A 15278-nucleotide genomic window follows, 5' to 3' on the forward strand; every position below is an offset into this window, starting at 1 on the left:
GGGCATGTGAAGAGATGCAAGCAGCGGTGAAAGGAGGGGGGAAGGCTGCGGCGCCCCGGCCCGGGGAGCCGCAGCCAGAAAGGCCTCAGGCCAGTTGCTGGTCGACGAAGGCCGTCAGCTGTTCCTTGCGCATGGAACCGATCTTGGTGGCAGCCAGTTGGCCGTCCTTGAAGAACATCAGCGTGGGGATGCCGCGAATGCCGAACTTGGCGGGGGTCTCGCGGTTTTCGTCGATGTTCAGCTTGGCGACCTGCAGCTTGCCTTCGTAGGTCTTGGCGAGGTCGTCGAGGTGGGGGGCGATGTCCTTGCAGGGGCCGCACCACTCGGCCCAGTAGTCCACCAGCACGGGGGTGGTGGACTGCAGTACGTCGGCTTCAAAGCTGGCGTCGGTGAGGTGCTTGATGAGTTCGCTGGCCATGGCGTATTCCTTGTATCTGGGCGGGTTGGGACCGGGGTACGTATAAAGTTGGGTCATTGTGACAGAAACCAATCCCACGTTCACCGGTGTGGCCGGGCCCTCCGATGCTATGACTGTCATAGCTAAAACCGATCAGGCAGCGCCCTGCTGGGCCCGGGTGCTGGGTGCGGTGGCGCGGCACCTGGCAGCCTGCGGCGCGCATCCGGCGCGCACCGTGGTGCTGGTGCCCTATGCGCAGCTCATGCCCTGGGGCCAGCAGCTGTGGGCGCGCCAGCAGCCGGACAGCTTCGTTCCGCGCTTCGAGACCACGCGCAACTGGGCCCACCAGCTGGCGGTCTTTGTGCCCGAAGGCCGGGACCTGGCGGGCGATGTGGCGCGCGATACGCTCACCGCGCGCACCCTGCTCGACCAGGCGGGCCTGTCGGCGCAGCGCGAGGTGCTGGCCACACCGCTGCAGGAAGCGGCGGCCCAGCTGGCGCTGGCCGTGGCGGCCGTGCCCCCCGCGCAGCGCGATGCCTGGGGCCTGCAGGCGCGCAGCCTGCTGCCGGTGGCGGACGAGGGCAGTGCCCTGCGCTTCGAGGCCGTGGTGGCGCGCATTGCGCTCGAATGGGCGCTGGCCTCGCGCTATGCCACCGATGTGCTGTTCGAGCCGGGCGTGTGCGCCGCCACCGATGCCTTGGTGGTGCTCGAAGGCTTCCAGGCCGAACCCCTGGCCGCTGCGCTGCAGACCCAATGGGGCGAGCGCGCCCTGGTGCTGCCGCTCTATGCGCCCGGCGAGGACGGTGGTGCACAGGGCCAGATCGCCCTGCATGCGGCCAGCGACGCCGAGGACGAGGCGCAGCGCGCCGCCGCCTGCGTGCTGGCCCACCTGGCGGCAGGCCGCACACCCGTGGTGCTGGCAGCGACCGACCGGGCCCTGACCCGCCGCGTGCGGGCCCACCTGGGCAGCAGCGGCGTGGATGTGCGCGACGAAAGCGGCTGGACCCTGTCGACTACGCGCGCGGCCGCCCAGGTCATGGCCGGCCTCAAGGCCTGCGCCTGGGACGCTGACGCCGACGCCGTGCTCGCCTGGCTCAAGCAGGTGCCGGCCTGGCCGGCGGACATGCTCAACCGGCTGGAGAAGGCGCTGCGCAAGGGCGCGCTCGCGCGCTGGGATGCCGCGGCCGGGCGCGACTGGAGCGCACACCCGGCGCTGGCCGAGGCCGTGGCGCAGACCGAGGCCTGGCGCGCCGGCCTGCGTGCAGCGCGCCCGCTGGCGCAGTGGCTGGCGGCCCTGCGCGGGCTGCTGGAGGCCACGGGCCAATGGGCCGAGCTCGAGGCCGACGAAGCGGGCGAGTGCGTGCTGGCCTTGCTTCGCCTGCCCGAGGGCCTGCAGGCCGGGCTCGAGGCCTGGGAGGGCGCGGGCCGGCGCATGGCGCTGGCCGAGTTCACGCGCTGGGTCGACGAGGTGCTGGAGGCCGCGCGTTTCGTGCCCCCGCCGCCGCCCGGCGCGCCGGTCGTGATCCTGCCACTGCCGCAGCTGCTGGCGCGGACCTTTGCCGCGCTGGTGCTGCCAGGCTGCGACGAAAAGCGCCTGCAGCCCGCGCCCGAGCCGCCCGGAGAATGGACGCAGGCCCAGCGCGAGGCCTTTGGCCTGCCCACGCGCGAATCGCTGGAGGCCGCGCAGCGCCTGGCCTGGCGCAGTGCGCTGCAGACCCCCGTGGTGGATGTGCTGTGGCGCACGGGCGATGAGGGCGGCGAGCCGCTGCTGGCCAGCGCCTTGGTGCTGGCGCTGCATCTCGATGGTACGGCGCATGCGGGCGAAGACCTGCGCCTTGCGCGCAGTGTGGCCAGTGCGCCCACGGCCCGGCCGCAGCCCAGCGGCCAAGCCTTGCCGCTGCACCAGCTGTCGTCCACCGCGTACTCCGACCTGCGCCACTGCCCCTACCGCTTCTTCGCGCTGCGCCAGCTGGGCCTGCAGGAGGCCGAGGAACTGGGCGGCGAGGTCGACAAGCGCGATTTCGGCAACTGGCTGCACGAGGTGCTGCAGCATTTCCATGAGGGCCTGCTGGCGTCGCCGCTCGGTGCGGGGCCCGCGCGCGCGCGCCGCCTCGACGAGTCGGCCCAGGCCGTGACCGTGCGCCAGGGCCTGCAAGGCGGCGATTTCCTGCCGTTCGCCGCGGGCTGGCCGCAGGTGCGCGATGGTTACCTGCGCTGGCTGGCGCAGCACGAGCAGGCGGGCGCCGCCTTTCGACAGGCCGAACTCCGGACCACACAGCCGCTGGGGGCGCTGGAGCTGATCGGCACCATCGACCGCCTCGATGCGGTCTCGGGCATCGGCGAAGTGCAGACCCTGGTGATCGACTACAAGACCGAGAGCGATGCCGTCACGCGCCAGCGCATCGGTGCAGGCAGCGAAGACACGCAGCTGGCCTTCTACGCCGCGCTGCTGAGCCACGACACGCTGCGCGCCGCCTATGTGAACGTGGGCGAGCGTGGCGAGACGCAGATGCACGAGCAGGAAGACGTGGTGGCGCTGCGCGACCTGCTGGTCGAAGGCATACAGCACGACTTCGAACGCATCGCGGCCGGCGACCCGATGCCTGCGCTGGGCGAGGGCATGGTCTGCGACTACTGCGCGGCACGCGGCCTGTGCCGCAAGGACTTCTGGGCATGAACAAGGCCGCTTACGAACACAATGGACAGCCCATCTCGCGCGAGGGCTTCTACGCTATTGCCTGCGACCCGCAGCGCAGTGTGGCGGTCGAGGCCTGCGCGGGCGCGGGCAAGACCTGGATGCTGGTTTCGCGCATGCTGCGCGCCCTGCTCGATGGCGCCGCGCCGCACGAGATCCTGGCCATCACCTTCACCAAAAAGGCGGCGGGCGAAATGCGCCAGCGCCTGCAGGAATGGCTGGGGCAGTTTGCCGATGCGCCGCTGGACCAGCTCACGGGCGAGCTGGTGGCCCGCGGCATGGCCCCCGAGCGCGCACTGGAGCAGCGCGAGGCCCTGCGCGGCCTGTACCGCCGGATGCTGGAGAGCGGCCGTCCGGTGCAGATCCGCACCTTCCACAGCTGGTTTGCCGCACTGCTCGGCACGGCACCGCTGGCGCTGCTGCAGGCCCAGGGCCTGCCCGCCAACTTCGACCTGCTGGAGGACGATGCCGAGGCCGTGCGCGAAGTCTGGCCGCCGTTTCTGCAGGCGGTGGACGGCCACGCCGGCCTGCGCGCCGACTACGAGGCCGCGGTGTTCCGCCACGGCCGCTCGCAGACGCACAAGGCGCTGGCGGCGGCGCTGGCCAAGCGCGTGGAGTTCGACCTGGCCGACGCGGCCGGGGTGGTCGATGCCTCGGTGCCCTCGTTCCAGCACCATTGCCCCGAGCTGGCGGGCATGGACCGCCCGGCCGACGCACTGCAGGGCGAGCCGGTGCGCCGCCGCTGGCTCGACCGCGCCCAGGCCCTGGGCGCCGAGTCCGCCAAGACGCCCCAGAAGGCGGCCGATGCCATCGTCGACGCCTTTGCCTGCGAGGACCTGGACCTGCGCCTGGACTTGCTGCGCAAGGCCCTGTTCGTCGCCAAGGAAGACCGGCTGTCGAAGAACCTGGAGAAGTTCGCCGCCGCCCAGGAGGCAGAGCCCGAGCTGCAGCGCCTGCTGCTGGCGCGCCGCCAGCACGATGCCTGGCAGCACCAGCAGCGCATGGCGCGCCTGGCGCGCTGCCTGATCGCCGAGTTCGCGGCCGTGAAGCACCAGCGTGGCTGGGTGGACATGAACGACGTGGAGCGCACGGCCCTGGTCATGCTGGCCGACCCGGTGCTCAGCGGCTGGGTGCAGGAGCGGCTGGACGCGCGCGTGCGCCACCTGCTGGTCGACGAGTTCCAGGACACCAACCCCCTGCAATGGCAGGCCCTGCACGCCTGGCTGTCGGGCTACGTGGGCTCGGGTGGCGGTGCCACGGCACCCAGCGTGTTCATCGTGGGCGACCCCAAGCAGAGCATCTACCGCTTTCGCCGGGCCGAGCCGCAGGTCTTCATCGCGGCGCAGGCCTTTGTGCGCAACGGCTTGGCAGGCGATCTGCTCAGCTGCGACCACACGCGCCGCAATGCCACGGGCGTGATCGCGGCCGTGAACGATGCCCTGGGCAATGCCCAGGCGCAGGGCGAGACCAGCGGCTTTCGCGACCACACCACGGAATCGCGTGACCCCGGCGAGCTGCTGCGCCTGCCCGCCATCGGTCCGCTGGACGAAGAAGGGGGGGCAGGCCGCCGCGGCCTGGTGGCCTGGCGCGACAGCCTGACCGAGCCGCGCCACGAGGCCGAGGAAACGCAGCGCATGCGCGAATGCGAGCAGGCCGCGCACTGGGTCGCGCAGCAGATCGCGCAGGGCCTTGCCCCGAAGGAGGTGCTGGTGCTGGCGCGCAAGCGCGACCGCCTGGCCTCCATGCAGGATGCGCTGCGCGCCTTGCACCTGCCCTGCGTGCAGCCCGAGAAGGCCGACCTGTTCGACGCCCCCGAGGTGCAGGACATGGTGGCCCTGCTCGATGCGCTGGTCTCCACCGGGCACGACCTGTCGCTGGCGCGCGCCCTGCGTTCGCCGCTGTTCGGCCTGGGCGACGATGCGCTGGTGGCCCTGGCCCTGCTGCGCCGCCAGCCCGAGCATGCCGGGGCGAGCTGGTTTGAACTGCTGCAGCGACCCGAACTGGTGGGCGCAACGCCAGCCGGCCCTGCCGGCCCCGTGCTCGCGCAGTACAAGGCCTGGGTGGACACGCTGCCGCCGCACGATGCCCTGCATGCCATCTATGCCCATGGCGATGTGCTGGCCCGCTTTGCTGCGGCGGCGCCGGCCACCCAGCGCGCGGCCGTGCAGGCCAACCTGCGCGCCCTGCTCGCGTCGGCGCTGCAGCACGACGGCGGGCGCTACCTCACGCCCTATGCCTTTGTGCGCGCCATGAAGAAGGGCGGGGTGCGCGCGCCTGGCCGCGTGGACGCACAGGCCATCCGCCTGCTCACGGTGCACGGCGCCAAGGGGCTGGAGGCCGAGTGCGTGCTGCTGCTCGACACCGACACCCGGCCCCAGAAGGCCGAGACCATGGGCGTGCTGGTGGACTGGCCGGGCGAGCAGGCGGTGCCCGCGGGCTTTGTCTTTCTGGCCAGTGAATCGAATCCGCCGCCCAGCGCCGTCGATGCCCTGGCCGTGGAGCAGCAGGCGCGCCAGCGCGAAGAGCTCAACATGCTCTACGTGGCCATGACGCGGGCCAAGCACTGCCTGGCCCTGTCGTCCGTGCAGCCCACCAGCTCCGCCCCTGGCAGCTGGTGGAACCGCCTGGCCAGCCTGGTGCACGAGGTGCCGGTGCCCGGAGATGCGGGCACCGAGGCCCTGGCGGGTGAGGCCGGCGAGGCGCAGGCCTTTGCCGTGGCCGGCCTGCCCGTGCTGCCCCCCGAGCTGGGCCGGGGGCGCAAGGGTGGGTTGGGCGCGGGCCTGGTCGAGGGGTTCGCGGCGGTGGGCCGTGCCGATGGCCAGGCCGAGCGGCAGGCGAGCGAATCCACCCCGGAGTCCCGCCTGGGCGAGGCCATGCACCAGCTGCTGGAGCAGGCCGGTGTGGCGGGCATGGCGCTGGCCGAGCTGCGCCACCATGGCTGGCCACCCGCGCGCCTGGCCCGCCTGGCGCTGGACCACGAGATCAGCGCCGCGGCCGCCACGCGCGCGGCGCAGCTGGCCCAGCGCATCCTGGCCGGCGAGGGTGCCTGGGCCTGGGACCCGGCCGAGATGGACAGCGCCATGAACGAGGCACCCCTGAACCACCGGGGCCAGAGCCTGCGGCTCGACCGGCTGGTGCATCGGCCGGCCGTGGCAGGCGGCACGGGCCCCGCGCCGGGCTGGTGGGTGCTGGATTACAAGAGCGCTGCCCGGCCCGAGCGCCAGCCCGGCCTGATGGCGCAGCTGCAGCGCTACCGCGAGGCGGTGCGCGCGCTGATGCCTGGCGAGCCTGTGCATGCGGCCTTTCTGACCGGCGACGGGCGCATGGTTGTCGTGCCTGCGGATCCCGGTGCCGGCGGCGGGGCGGACGCCATGGGGCATACTCTCGCCCCCGCCGCGCCTCCAGCGCCAGCGGCGGGCAAGCCCCGCCGCGCGTTTCCGGCCGCGGACGATTCCCCCCAGGGGTCGCTGTTCTGACCCTTGCCGTTGCCCCGACTTCCGAAAGCCCCGACCATGAATGCAAGCACTTCCCCCACCCCGGACGCGGTCGACCCGGGCCTGGACTGCGATGTCGCCATCGTGGGCGGTGGCCCGGCCGGCCTGATGGCGGCCGAGGTGCTGGCGCAGGCGGGCGTGGCGGTGCACGTGTTCGATGCCATGCCCTCGGTGGGGCGCAAATTCCTTCTGGCCGGCAAGGGGGGACTCAACCTCACGCACTCCGAGCCGCACGAGGCCTTCGCCACGCGCTTTGCCGGCCGCGAGAAGCAGGTCGAACCGCTGCTCGCGGCCTTCGGCGGGCCCGCCATCCGCGAGTGGGCCCAAGGCCTGGGCGTGGAGACCTTCGTGGGGACCTCGGGCCGCGTGTTCCCGACCGACATGAAGGCCGCCCCGTTGCTGCGCGCCTGGCTGCAGCGCCTGCGCGGCCAGGGCGTGCAGTTCCACATGCGCCACCGCTGGCTGGGCTGGGCCGACGCCGGGCAGGGCGGGGCGTTGCGCTTTGCCACGCCAGCGGGTGAGCTGGCCGTGAACGCGCGCGCCACGGTGCTGGCGCTGGGCGGCGGCAGCTGGGCACGCCTGGGGTCGGACGGCGCCTGGGTGCCCCTGCTGGCCGCACGCGGTGTGGCCGTGGCGCCGCTGCGCCCGGCCAACAGTGGTTTCGACGTGCTGCGTGCCGATGCGCCGGCGGGCGAGACGCGGCGCGACTTCCTGCGCGAGCTGATCGGCCGCACGCCAGCGCCGACCGTGGGCTGGACGGCGCACTTCACCGAGCGCTTTGCCGGTCAGCCGTTCAAGACCGTGGCCCTGGCGTTCACCGACAGCCAGGGCCGCAACTTCCAGCGCCGCGGCGAGTTCGTGGCCACCGCCACGGGGGTGGAGGGCAGCCTGGTGTACGCCGCCTCGCACCTGCTGCGCGACGAGGTCGAGGCCCATGGCCATGCCACCTTCCATCTCGACCTTCTGCCCGACCACACACCCGAGCGCGTGCTGGTGGAGGTGCGCCACCCGCGCGGCTCGCGCTCGCTGTCCAGCCACCTCAAAAGCCGCCTGGGGCTCGATGGCATCAAGGCCGGCATGCTCTATGAGCACCTGGGCAAGGACGGCGTGGCCGACCCCGTGGCCCTGGCCCATGCCATCAAGGCCCTGCCCGTCACCGTGGTGGCGGCGCGGCCGCTGGACGAGGCCATCAGCACGGCTGGGGGCGTCGCCTTCGAGGCACTGGATGCCCGGCTCATGGCCACGGCCGCCCCGGGCGTGTTCTGCGCCGGCGAAATGCTCGACTGGGAGGCCCCGACCGGCGGCTACCTGCTCACCGTGAGCATGGCCAGTGGCCGGGTGGCGGGTGAGGGGGTGTTGCGTTGGCTGGGGCGGACCGGCAACGCGTGACTGTGTGCCCCGCCAGACCAAGGGCTCAGAATTTCGAGCGGTAGTACAGCATGGGGCCGCCCTTGCGCGCGCGCAGCACCAGGCGCGATCCGCCCTCCAGCTGCACGCCGACGGCACCGAACTCGGGCGTGAGCCCGCCGGTTTTGGCGGTCGCCCACTGCACCTCCACACGCGTGCCATACAGGGGCTGCTGCGCCTGCCGGATCATGCCCAAGGCATCCGAGGTCTGTGCCCCCTGCGGCGTGCGTGCCCAGGCCGTGACGTCGAGTTGGCGCCCGCTCTCCAGCCGCGACCTCCAGCGCACGCCCAGGTCCAGGCTGGCGGGGGAGGCGGCTTCGGGCGCCAGCGGCAGGGCGCCAGGTGCGGGAGCGCTCAGCCCCAGGGACAGGCCGAAGCGTGCCGGGGCGTCTGGTGTGAGCCAGCGCGTGAAGTCCAGGTACTGGGTGTTGGGGGCGTTGCCGCCACCTGCGAGGGCCGGGTTGCGCACGGCGTAGTCGCCCAACTCGGGCAGCACGGCACTGCGGACTTCATAGGCAGAGGCCCACGGTGCGGATTCCTCCTGCAGTCCGGCCATGGCCTCATCGCCGAACGAGGGGGTATCGGCCGCGACCGCCCAGCCGGTTCCGAAGAGGACCAAGCCCAGGGTGCACGCGGGCCGTATCCAGAGGGATGCCGCAGGGCCTGTCGCCGCAACCGCACCCTGGAAGTACGCAGTGGCGCCGTGGCGGGTTGGGGACACTTGCACGGTCATGGCGGTGGACATGGCAGCACCCGAAAAAGGGGAGAAGCGATGCCACAAAGTGTGCGCCTGTGCCGCCCTGGAGGGAAGTGCCGAGCGCCGCAAAACTGTGTCGGACAGCACCGACACAGGCAAAATCGGAAATGGGGGGAGGCTGCGCGCCGGGCGCGCTCCGCGCTGCGCAAGCACGGCAGCAAGAAGAGAAGTTGACGAGCCTTACCCCCGGCACTGACTCCACAGTTAGGGCTGCTTGGTTCCCCACCTGACCCGGTTGGCCACTTCGCCATGCGGGGAGGCCCGTCAGCCGCCATTGTAGCCGGTGTGCGCAAGGCCGATGGCTTCGAGGGCTTGTTTATCCCTGCCGGGGAGGGCTTTTTTGCAAGGCCGGGCCCGCACCTCCGGCATGGCCATCCCTTGCCGCCACCTGGCGCTGCCAGGCGATGAAGGCCGGTGCCCCCAGCAGTTCCAGCGCCGTGAAGCCGATGAACGGTGCCGGCGGCAGGCCCAGCCAGGCCATCGACAGGGCCCGGCCCACACCGCCGAGGAACACGGCCCCCCAGAGCACGGCGAACAGGCGCCCCTCGCGCTCGATCTGCGGCACCAGCGACAGCATGGCCAGCCCGAGCGCAAGCCAGACGCCCCCGAAAAAGCGCAGGTTGCCGTCGAGCAGCGCGTCCCGTGGCAAGCCGCTGGCGTGGTAGAGCGGATCGTCGATTCCCATCATGGTCAGCACGCCGGTGGCCACCGGAATGAGTGCCATCGCCGCGGTGGCGGCCTGGAGCAGGCGTCGTGTCATGGGCTTATCTTTACATCGTCAAGATAGATGCATTGTCCGGGCTGATCTTGACTGTGTCAAGATCGCAGCCATGACCTCTCCGCAAGCTTCCCGTGCGCCCTACCACCATGGCGACCTGCGCGCCGCCCTGCTGGCCGCCGCCGAGGCATTGCTGGCTGCGGGGGCCACGCTCAGCCTGCGCGCCGTGGCCAAGGCGGCAGGCGTCTCGCATGCGGCCCCCTACCACCACTTTGCCAACCTGGACGCCTTGCTGGCGGCCGTGTCTGCGCGGGGGTTTGGCGATCTGGCCGCAGCCATGCGGGGCGCGCAGGCGGGGCAGGGCACGGCAGCCGCCCTGGTCGGGCACTGCACGGCCTATGTGGCGTTTGCGCTGGCACGCCCGGCCGTGTTCCGGCTCATGTTCAGCCCCCTGCTGCAGCACAAGGCCGAGCACCCGGAACTGCAGGCAGCCGCGGACGAAGCCTTCCATGTGCTGCTGCGCGCCGCACGGGCCCATGCCCCCGAGGGCGGTGACGAACTGGCCCTGGCGGGCTGGAGCCTGGCGCACGGGCTGGCCAGCCTGGCCATCGATGGTGCCCTGGCCACGGCACCGGGCGTGGTGGTGCCCCCGGCGCAGCACCTGGCCTCGGTGCTGGCCGCACGCCTGCTCGCCCTGGGGTGAGCGCTGGCCCGCGCCGGCGCTAAGCCAGCCGGAACACGCTGACCAGTTGCTCCAGCTTGGCGGCCTGCACGTTCAGCGACTCGGCGGCCGAGGCGGCCTGCTCGACCAGGGCGGCGTTCTGCTGGGTGACCTGGTCCATGTTGGAGATGGCCACGTTCACCTGGTCGATGCCCGAGGACTGCTCCTGGCTCGCCGAGGCGATCTCGCTGATGATCTGTGTGACCTGCTGAACGCTTTTCACCACCTCGGTCATGGTGCTGCCGGCCTCGTCCACGAGGCGGGTGCTTTCCCCGACCTTGTTGACCGAGGCGTCGATCAACTGCTTGATCTCCTTGGCCGCTTCGGCGCTGCGCTGGGCCAGGCCGCGCACCTCGCTGGCCACCACGGCGAAACCGCGGCCCTGCTCACCTGCGCGCGCGGCCTCGACGGCGGCATTCAGGGCCAGGATGTTGGTCTGGAAGGCGATGCCGTCGATCACGCCGATGATGTCCACGATCTTTTTGGACGAGGTGTTCACCTCGCCCATGGTGCTCACCACCTGGTCCACCACGGTGCCGCCGCGCACGGCCACCTGGGATGCCGTGTTGGCCAACTGGCTGGCGTGGCGCGCGTTGTCAGCGTTCTGGCGCACCGTGCTGGTCAGCTCCTCCATGGAGGCAGCTGTCTGCTGCAATGAGCTGGCCTGCTGCTCGGTGCGCGCCGAGAGGTCGTTGTTGCCCGCCGCGATCTCGGTCGATGCCGTGGCGATGGACTGCGTGCCCGAACGCACCTCGCTCACGATGTTGGCGATGCTGGTGCGCATGGCCTGCATGCCATGCAGCAGGCTGGACTGGTCGCCCGGTTGCAGGGCGATGTCCATCGACAGGTCGCCCTGGGCCATCTGCTCGGTGATGCGGGCCGCATAGTCGGGCTCGCCGCCCAGCTGGCGCAGGATGCCGCGCGAGATCAGCATGCCCACGCCCAGCAGCAGCACGGCCAGGGCCACGGCACCCAGGCCGAACTTGACGATGCGCTCGTTGACGGTCGAAGTCACCGTGTCCACGTACACGCCCGAGCCCACCACCCAGCCCCAGGGCGCAAAGCCTTTGACGTACGAGGCCTTGAGCACCGGATCGGTGCTGCCCGGCTTGGGCCACAGGTAGAGCACGAAGCCCGCCTCGCGCGCCTTGACCACGTTCACGAACTCCACGAACAGCCGCATGCCCGTGGGGTCCTTGTTGTCCGTGAGGTCCTTGCCTTCGAGCTCGGGGCGGATCGGGTGCATCACCATCACGGGGTGCATGTCGTTGATCCAGAAGTATTCGTTGCCGCTGTAGCGCATGGCGCGCAGGCTGTCCTTGGCCAGTTGCTGGGCCTCTTTCTCTGGCATTTTTCCGGCCTTGGCCTGGGCATGGAAGTGCACGATGAGGCTGTGCGCCGACTCGACGTTCTGGCGCACGCTGCTCTTTCGCTCCTCCATGATGAGGCTGCGCTCCGAGCCGAGCAGGATGGCGGTGATGAGCGCGATGCCGGCAAGTGCGCAGGCAATCAGAAGGCCCATGCGCCTGGCGATCCCCATGGGCCGCCGCTGGGAGGTATCCACCATATACAGCCACCTTCCGTCGTGCGTTGCTGGCAGGCCACCTGCGGGCCCGGCCTGCCACGGAGCGTGAATGCGCCCCTGGCCCATGCTAGGCAGGGTGTTGCAGGATGTACAGAGGAACAGCCCGCAGTGTTTTCCCGGGTTGCCAGCCTGGGGTTTTGCGAGGTGTAAGCGGGCGCCGCTCGCGGCGAGCTCTGCGCAGGGGCATGCGCAGACCCCCTTAGAATCAGCCCATGTCCTATCTCGTGCTCGCCCGCAAGTACCGCCCCCGCAATTTCACGGAAATGGTGGGGCAGGAGCATGTCGTGCAGGCGCTCACCAATGCGCTCACCCAGCAGCGCCTGCACCACGCCTACCTGTTCACGGGCACGCGCGGCGTGGGCAAGACGACCGTCTCGCGCATCCTGGCCAAGTCGCTCAACTGCCAGGGGCCTGATGGGAACGGCGGCATCACCGCCACGCCCTGCGGCGTGTGCCAGGCCTGCACCGACATCGACAGCGGCCGTTTCGTCGACTACACCGAGCTCGACGCCGCCTCCAACCGCGGCGTGGACGAGGTGCAGAGCCTGCTCGAGCAGGCCGTCTACAAGCCGGTGCAGGGGCGCTTCAAGGTCTTCATGATCGACGAGGTGCACATGCTCACGAACACGGCCTTCAACGCCATGCTCAAGACGCTGGAGGAGCCGCCCGAGTACCTGAAGTTCGTGCTCGCCACGACCGACCCGCAGAAGGTGCCGGTCACCGTGCTCAGCCGCTGCCTGCAGTTCAACCTGCGGCCCATGGCGCCCGAGACGGTGCTCAGCCACCTGACCCAGGTGCTGGCCGCCGAGAACGTGCCGGCCGAACCCCAGGCGCTGCGCCTGCTGTCGCGCGCTGCGCGCGGCTCCATGCGCGACGCGCTGTCGCTCACCGACCAGGCCATCGCCTTCGGCAGCGGCCAACTGCAGGAAGCCGGTGTGCGCCAGATGCTGGGTGCGGTGGACCGCTCCTATGTGTTCCGCCTCATCGAGGCCCTGGCCCTGGGCGATGGCAAGACGGTGGTGGAGACCGCCGATGCACTGCGCATGAACGGCCTGTCCGCTGCCTCCACGCTGGAGGAGATGAGCGCCGTGCTGCAGCGCATGGCCGTGTTCCAGGCCGTGCCGCAAATGGCGGGCGCCATCGATGCCGATGACCCCGAGGCCGCCGAGACCGCACGCCTGTCGACCGCCATGCCGGCCGACGAGACGCAGCTGCTGTACAGCCTGTGCCTGCACGGCCGCGGCGAACTGGGCCTGGCGCCCGATGAATACGCGGCCCTGACCATGGTGCTGCTGCGCCTGCTGGCCTTCAAACCCTCGGCCGGCGACGGCCCGGCGGAAAAAAAAACTCTGACGCGCGCTGAGCCGGTCGTCTCCCCGGCACCCGCGCCAGCCCCGGTCCAGGCCCCCGCGGCGGCCCCTGCGCCGGTGGCAGCGCCCCTGGCGTCCCCCGCTGTGGCATCCCGGCCAGTCGTCCCCGTGCCGGCGGCCCCTGCTGTGGCGGAGGCGGTGGCTGCCGTGCCTGCCATTGCCCCTGCCCCCGTGGCCGACCCGGAGCCGACCCCGGCGCCCGCACCCGTTGCTGTGCAGCAACCTCGGGAGGCCACGGCCCTGCCGGTGCGTACGCTGGACGACTTCGACCGCCAGCATGGCGGCGGCGATGAGGAAGGCGGCGAGGGTGCGGGCGGTGCCGACAGCAGCCAGGCACCCGCCGTGACCGTGCGGCCCGCGGTGGCCGGGGTGATGTCCATCCCCGTGCGCACCATGTCCGCCGAGCCGGGTGAGCGCCTGCAACCGACCCCCGCAGGTGCCTCTTCGCCCACGGCGGCGCGCCCGCCTTCGGCCCGCTACACGCCCACCGAGGAGGGCGATGTCTGGTACACCACCGTGCAGGCCCTGGTGGCGGCCGAGGCCGTCACCGCCCTGGTGCGCGAGCTGGCCCTGCAGTCGCAGCTGGTGGCGCGCGATGGCACCCACTGGCTGCTGCGCGTGGAGCGCGAGTCGCTGAACCAGCCCACGGCGCGAGAGCGCCTACGCAGCGCCCTGGAGGCGGCTGGCCATGCCACGCAGATCAGCGTCGAGGTGGGTGTCGTGATCGACAGCCCTGCGCGCCGCAATGCCGCCGCTGCCGCCGAACGCCAGCGCGTGGCCGAAGAGATCGTGATGAACGACCCCTATGTGCAGACTCTGCTGCGCGACCACGGCGCCAAGATCGTGCCGGGCAGCATCAAGCCCGCCTGAGGCGGGCCGGCAGGCCGCACGACCAACCACTCAATCAACCAACAAACAGACAACCTCCAACCAAGGAACCACCACCATGTTCAACAAAGGACAACTCGCCGGCCTGATGAAGCAGGCCCAGGCCATGCAGGACAACCTCAAGAAGGCCCAGGACGAACTGGCCTTCATCGAGGTGGAGGGCGAGTCCGGCGCCGGCCTCGTGAAGGTGCTCATGACCTGCAAGCACGACGTCAAGCGCATCACCATCGACCCCAGCCTGCTGGCCGAGGACAAGGACATGCTCGAAGACCTGGTGGCTGCCGCGTTCAATGCGGCCGTGCGCAAGGCCGAAGAGACTTCGGCGGAGAAGATGGGCAAGCTCACGGCAGGAATGCCAGGCCTCCCCCCCGGCATGAAATTCCCTTTCTGAGGCGGGCTACCGAGCGGGCAATCTGCGTCGTTGGGCGGTGCTCGGAATCCTCACGTACTTCAAGTACGTTCCGGTTCCTGCGCTCCGTCCGCCTAGCAGCTTATCCCGCTCGCTACGCCCTGGAGGGCGGGGTGTGAAGGCAGGGTTTTTGGCGGCTCGTTTCGCTGCGCTCACTCGCTGTTGCGTACATTAGGCCTATGGCTTCTTCATCGTCTATCAATTCCCTTGACGTTCTGATCCAGGCGCTGCGGCGGCTGCCGGGGGTGGGGGTGAAGTCGGCTTCGCGCATGGCGTTCCATCTGCTGCAGCATGACCGCGAGGGGGCCGAGGTGCTGTCGCGGGCGCTGCATGAGGCGGTGGCGTCGGTACACCATTGCGAGCGCTGCCATACCTTCACCGAAGCCCCGGTGTGCAGCACCTGCCTGGACCCGGAGCGCGATGCCACGCGGCTGTGCGTGGTGGAGACGCCGGCGGACCAGTCGGCGCTGGAGCGCACGGGCGCGTTCAAGGGGCTGTACTTTGTGCTCATGGGGCGGCTCAGCCCGCTCGATGGCATTGGCCCCAAGGAGATCGGTCTGCACAAGCTCATGGACCGGGCCAGCGATGGCACGGTGCAGGAGGTGATCCTGGCGACCAACTTCAATGCCGAAGGCGAGGCGACGGCGCATGTGATCAGCGAGGCGCTCAAGGCCCGGGGCCTGCATGTCACGCGGCTGGCGCGCGGCGTGCCGGTGGGCAGCGAACTCGAGTACGTGGACCTGGGCACCATTGCCCATGCGCTGGTGGACCGGCGCTAAGAACTTGTTCAAGAAGAGGGTGGCGCGGCTCTTGCGCGCAGGGCCGCTTAGAATCCTT

General features: G+C 70.8%; 11 protein-coding genes and 1 other RNA gene. 7 read left to right on the plus strand and 5 right to left on the minus strand.

Annotated features, from left to right (window positions below):
• Nucleotides 1–85: 85 nt before the first annotated feature.
• A complete protein-coding gene (trxA, locus tag HNP48_RS25375; RefSeq protein WP_184862384.1) occupies nucleotides 86–418 on the minus strand; it encodes a thioredoxin TrxA in 333 nt (110 codons plus the stop codon).
• Between the two features lie 109 nt (nucleotides 419–527).
• Between trxA and HNP48_RS25380 the strand changes: the two genes are divergently transcribed.
• Genes HNP48_RS25380 through HNP48_RS25390 form a run of 3 tightly spaced genes read left to right on the plus strand, consistent with a single transcriptional unit; the run spans nucleotide 528 to nucleotide 7975 of the window.
• Nucleotides 528–3074 carry a PD-(D/E)XK nuclease family protein gene (locus HNP48_RS25380; protein WP_184862386.1) on the plus strand — a complete coding sequence of 849 codons (2547 nt, stop codon included), beginning with the start codon at nucleotides 528–530 and terminating at the stop codon, nucleotides 3072–3074.
• Entirely contained in the window at nucleotides 3071–6568 is a 3498-nt protein-coding gene (locus HNP48_RS25385; protein ID WP_184862388.1) for an exodeoxyribonuclease V subunit beta, read from the plus strand. The genes HNP48_RS25380 and HNP48_RS25385 overlap by 4 nt, the downstream gene beginning before the upstream one ends.
• A 36-nt stretch (nucleotides 6569–6604) precedes the next feature.
• Nucleotides 6605–7975: a TIGR03862 family flavoprotein gene (locus HNP48_RS25390; RefSeq protein WP_184862390.1), complete on the plus strand. Its 1371-nt coding sequence runs from the start codon at nucleotides 6605–6607 to the stop codon at nucleotides 7973–7975.
• Between the two features lie 25 nt (nucleotides 7976–8000).
• On the opposite strand, the gene HNP48_RS25395 is transcribed toward HNP48_RS25390, so the two are convergent.
• The 3 genes from HNP48_RS25395 to HNP48_RS25405 all read right to left on the minus strand — a co-directional run bounded on the left by HNP48_RS25395 (nucleotide 8001) and on the right by HNP48_RS25405 (nucleotide 9510).
• Nucleotides 8001–8738, minus strand: coding sequence for a hypothetical protein (locus HNP48_RS25395; RefSeq protein ID WP_260420378.1), 738 nt, complete (start codon nucleotides 8736–8738; stop codon nucleotides 8001–8003).
• Nucleotides 8739–8919: 181 nt separating this feature from the next.
• An RNA gene (gene ffs / locus HNP48_RS25400) (signal recognition particle sRNA small type) lies at nucleotides 8920–9016 on the minus strand.
• Between the two features lie 50 nt (nucleotides 9017–9066).
• On the minus strand, nucleotides 9067–9510 hold the full coding sequence (locus HNP48_RS25405; protein WP_184862392.1) for a DUF4345 domain-containing protein: 444 nt from the start codon (nucleotides 9508–9510) through the stop codon (nucleotides 9067–9069).
• Between the two features lie 70 nt (nucleotides 9511–9580).
• Between HNP48_RS25405 and HNP48_RS25410 the strand changes: the two genes are divergently transcribed.
• The gene (locus HNP48_RS25410; protein ID WP_184862394.1) at nucleotides 9581–10171 is read left to right on the plus strand and encodes a TetR/AcrR family transcriptional regulator; all 591 of its coding nucleotides are present in this window, start codon (nucleotides 9581–9583) and stop codon (nucleotides 10169–10171) included.
• Between the two features lie 19 nt (nucleotides 10172–10190).
• On the opposite strand, the gene HNP48_RS25415 is transcribed toward HNP48_RS25410, so the two are convergent.
• On the minus strand, nucleotides 10191–11756 hold the full coding sequence (locus HNP48_RS25415; RefSeq protein WP_184862396.1) for a methyl-accepting chemotaxis protein: 1566 nt from the start codon (nucleotides 11754–11756) through the stop codon (nucleotides 10191–10193).
• A gap of 230 nt (nucleotides 11757–11986) precedes the next feature.
• Here HNP48_RS25415 and dnaX point away from each other — a divergent pair, with 230 nt between their 5' ends.
• The 3 genes from dnaX (at nucleotide 11987) to recR (ending at nucleotide 15220) form a co-directional block, all read left to right on the plus strand.
• Nucleotides 11987–14014: a DNA polymerase III subunit gamma/tau gene (gene dnaX, locus HNP48_RS25420; protein ID WP_184862398.1), complete on the plus strand. Its 2028-nt coding sequence runs from the start codon at nucleotides 11987–11989 to the stop codon at nucleotides 14012–14014.
• A gap of 76 nt (nucleotides 14015–14090) precedes the next feature.
• Nucleotides 14091–14423, plus strand: a complete 333-nt coding sequence (locus tag HNP48_RS25425) for a YbaB/EbfC family nucleoid-associated protein (protein ID WP_184862400.1) — start codon at nucleotides 14091–14093, stop codon at nucleotides 14421–14423.
• Nucleotides 14424–14620: 197 nt separating this feature from the next.
• Entirely contained in the window at nucleotides 14621–15220 is a 600-nt protein-coding gene (recR, locus tag HNP48_RS25430; protein ID WP_184862402.1) for a recombination mediator RecR, read from the plus strand.
• Nucleotides 15221–15278 lie beyond the last annotated feature (58 nt).

It is taken from the genome of Acidovorax soli, from assembly GCF_014207955.1.
Classification (GTDB): domain Bacteria; phylum Pseudomonadota; class Gammaproteobacteria; order Burkholderiales; family Burkholderiaceae_C; genus Acidovorax; species Acidovorax soli_A.

Excerpts from the sequence above, each read along its gene's own strand:
- trxA (WP_184862384.1), bottom strand. The coding sequence starts at position 418 with ATGGCCAGCGAACTCATCAAGCACCTCACCGACGCCAGCTTTGAAGCC.
- HNP48_RS25380 (WP_184862386.1), top strand. The coding sequence starts at position 528 with ATGACTGTCATAGCTAAAACCGATCAGGCAGCGCCCTGCTGGGCCCGG.
- HNP48_RS25385 (WP_184862388.1), top strand. The coding sequence starts at position 3,071 with ATGAACAAGGCCGCTTACGAACACAATGGACAGCCCATCTCGCGCGAG.
- HNP48_RS25390 (WP_184862390.1), top strand. The coding sequence starts at position 6,605 with ATGAATGCAAGCACTTCCCCCACCCCGGACGCGGTCGACCCGGGCCTG.
- HNP48_RS25395 (WP_260420378.1), bottom strand. The coding sequence starts at position 8,738 with ATGTCCACCGCCATGACCGTGCAAGTGTCCCCAACCCGCCACGGCGCC.
- HNP48_RS25405 (WP_184862392.1), bottom strand. The coding sequence starts at position 9,510 with ATGACACGACGCCTGCTCCAGGCCGCCACCGCGGCGATGGCACTCATT.
- HNP48_RS25410 (WP_184862394.1), top strand. The coding sequence starts at position 9,581 with ATGACCTCTCCGCAAGCTTCCCGTGCGCCCTACCACCATGGCGACCTG.
- HNP48_RS25415 (WP_184862396.1), bottom strand. The coding sequence starts at position 11,756 with ATGGTGGATACCTCCCAGCGGCGGCCCATGGGGATCGCCAGGCGCATG.
- dnaX (WP_184862398.1), top strand. The coding sequence starts at position 11,987 with ATGTCCTATCTCGTGCTCGCCCGCAAGTACCGCCCCCGCAATTTCACG.
- HNP48_RS25425 (WP_184862400.1), top strand. The coding sequence starts at position 14,091 with ATGTTCAACAAAGGACAACTCGCCGGCCTGATGAAGCAGGCCCAGGCC.
- recR (WP_184862402.1), top strand. The coding sequence starts at position 14,621 with ATGGCTTCTTCATCGTCTATCAATTCCCTTGACGTTCTGATCCAGGCG.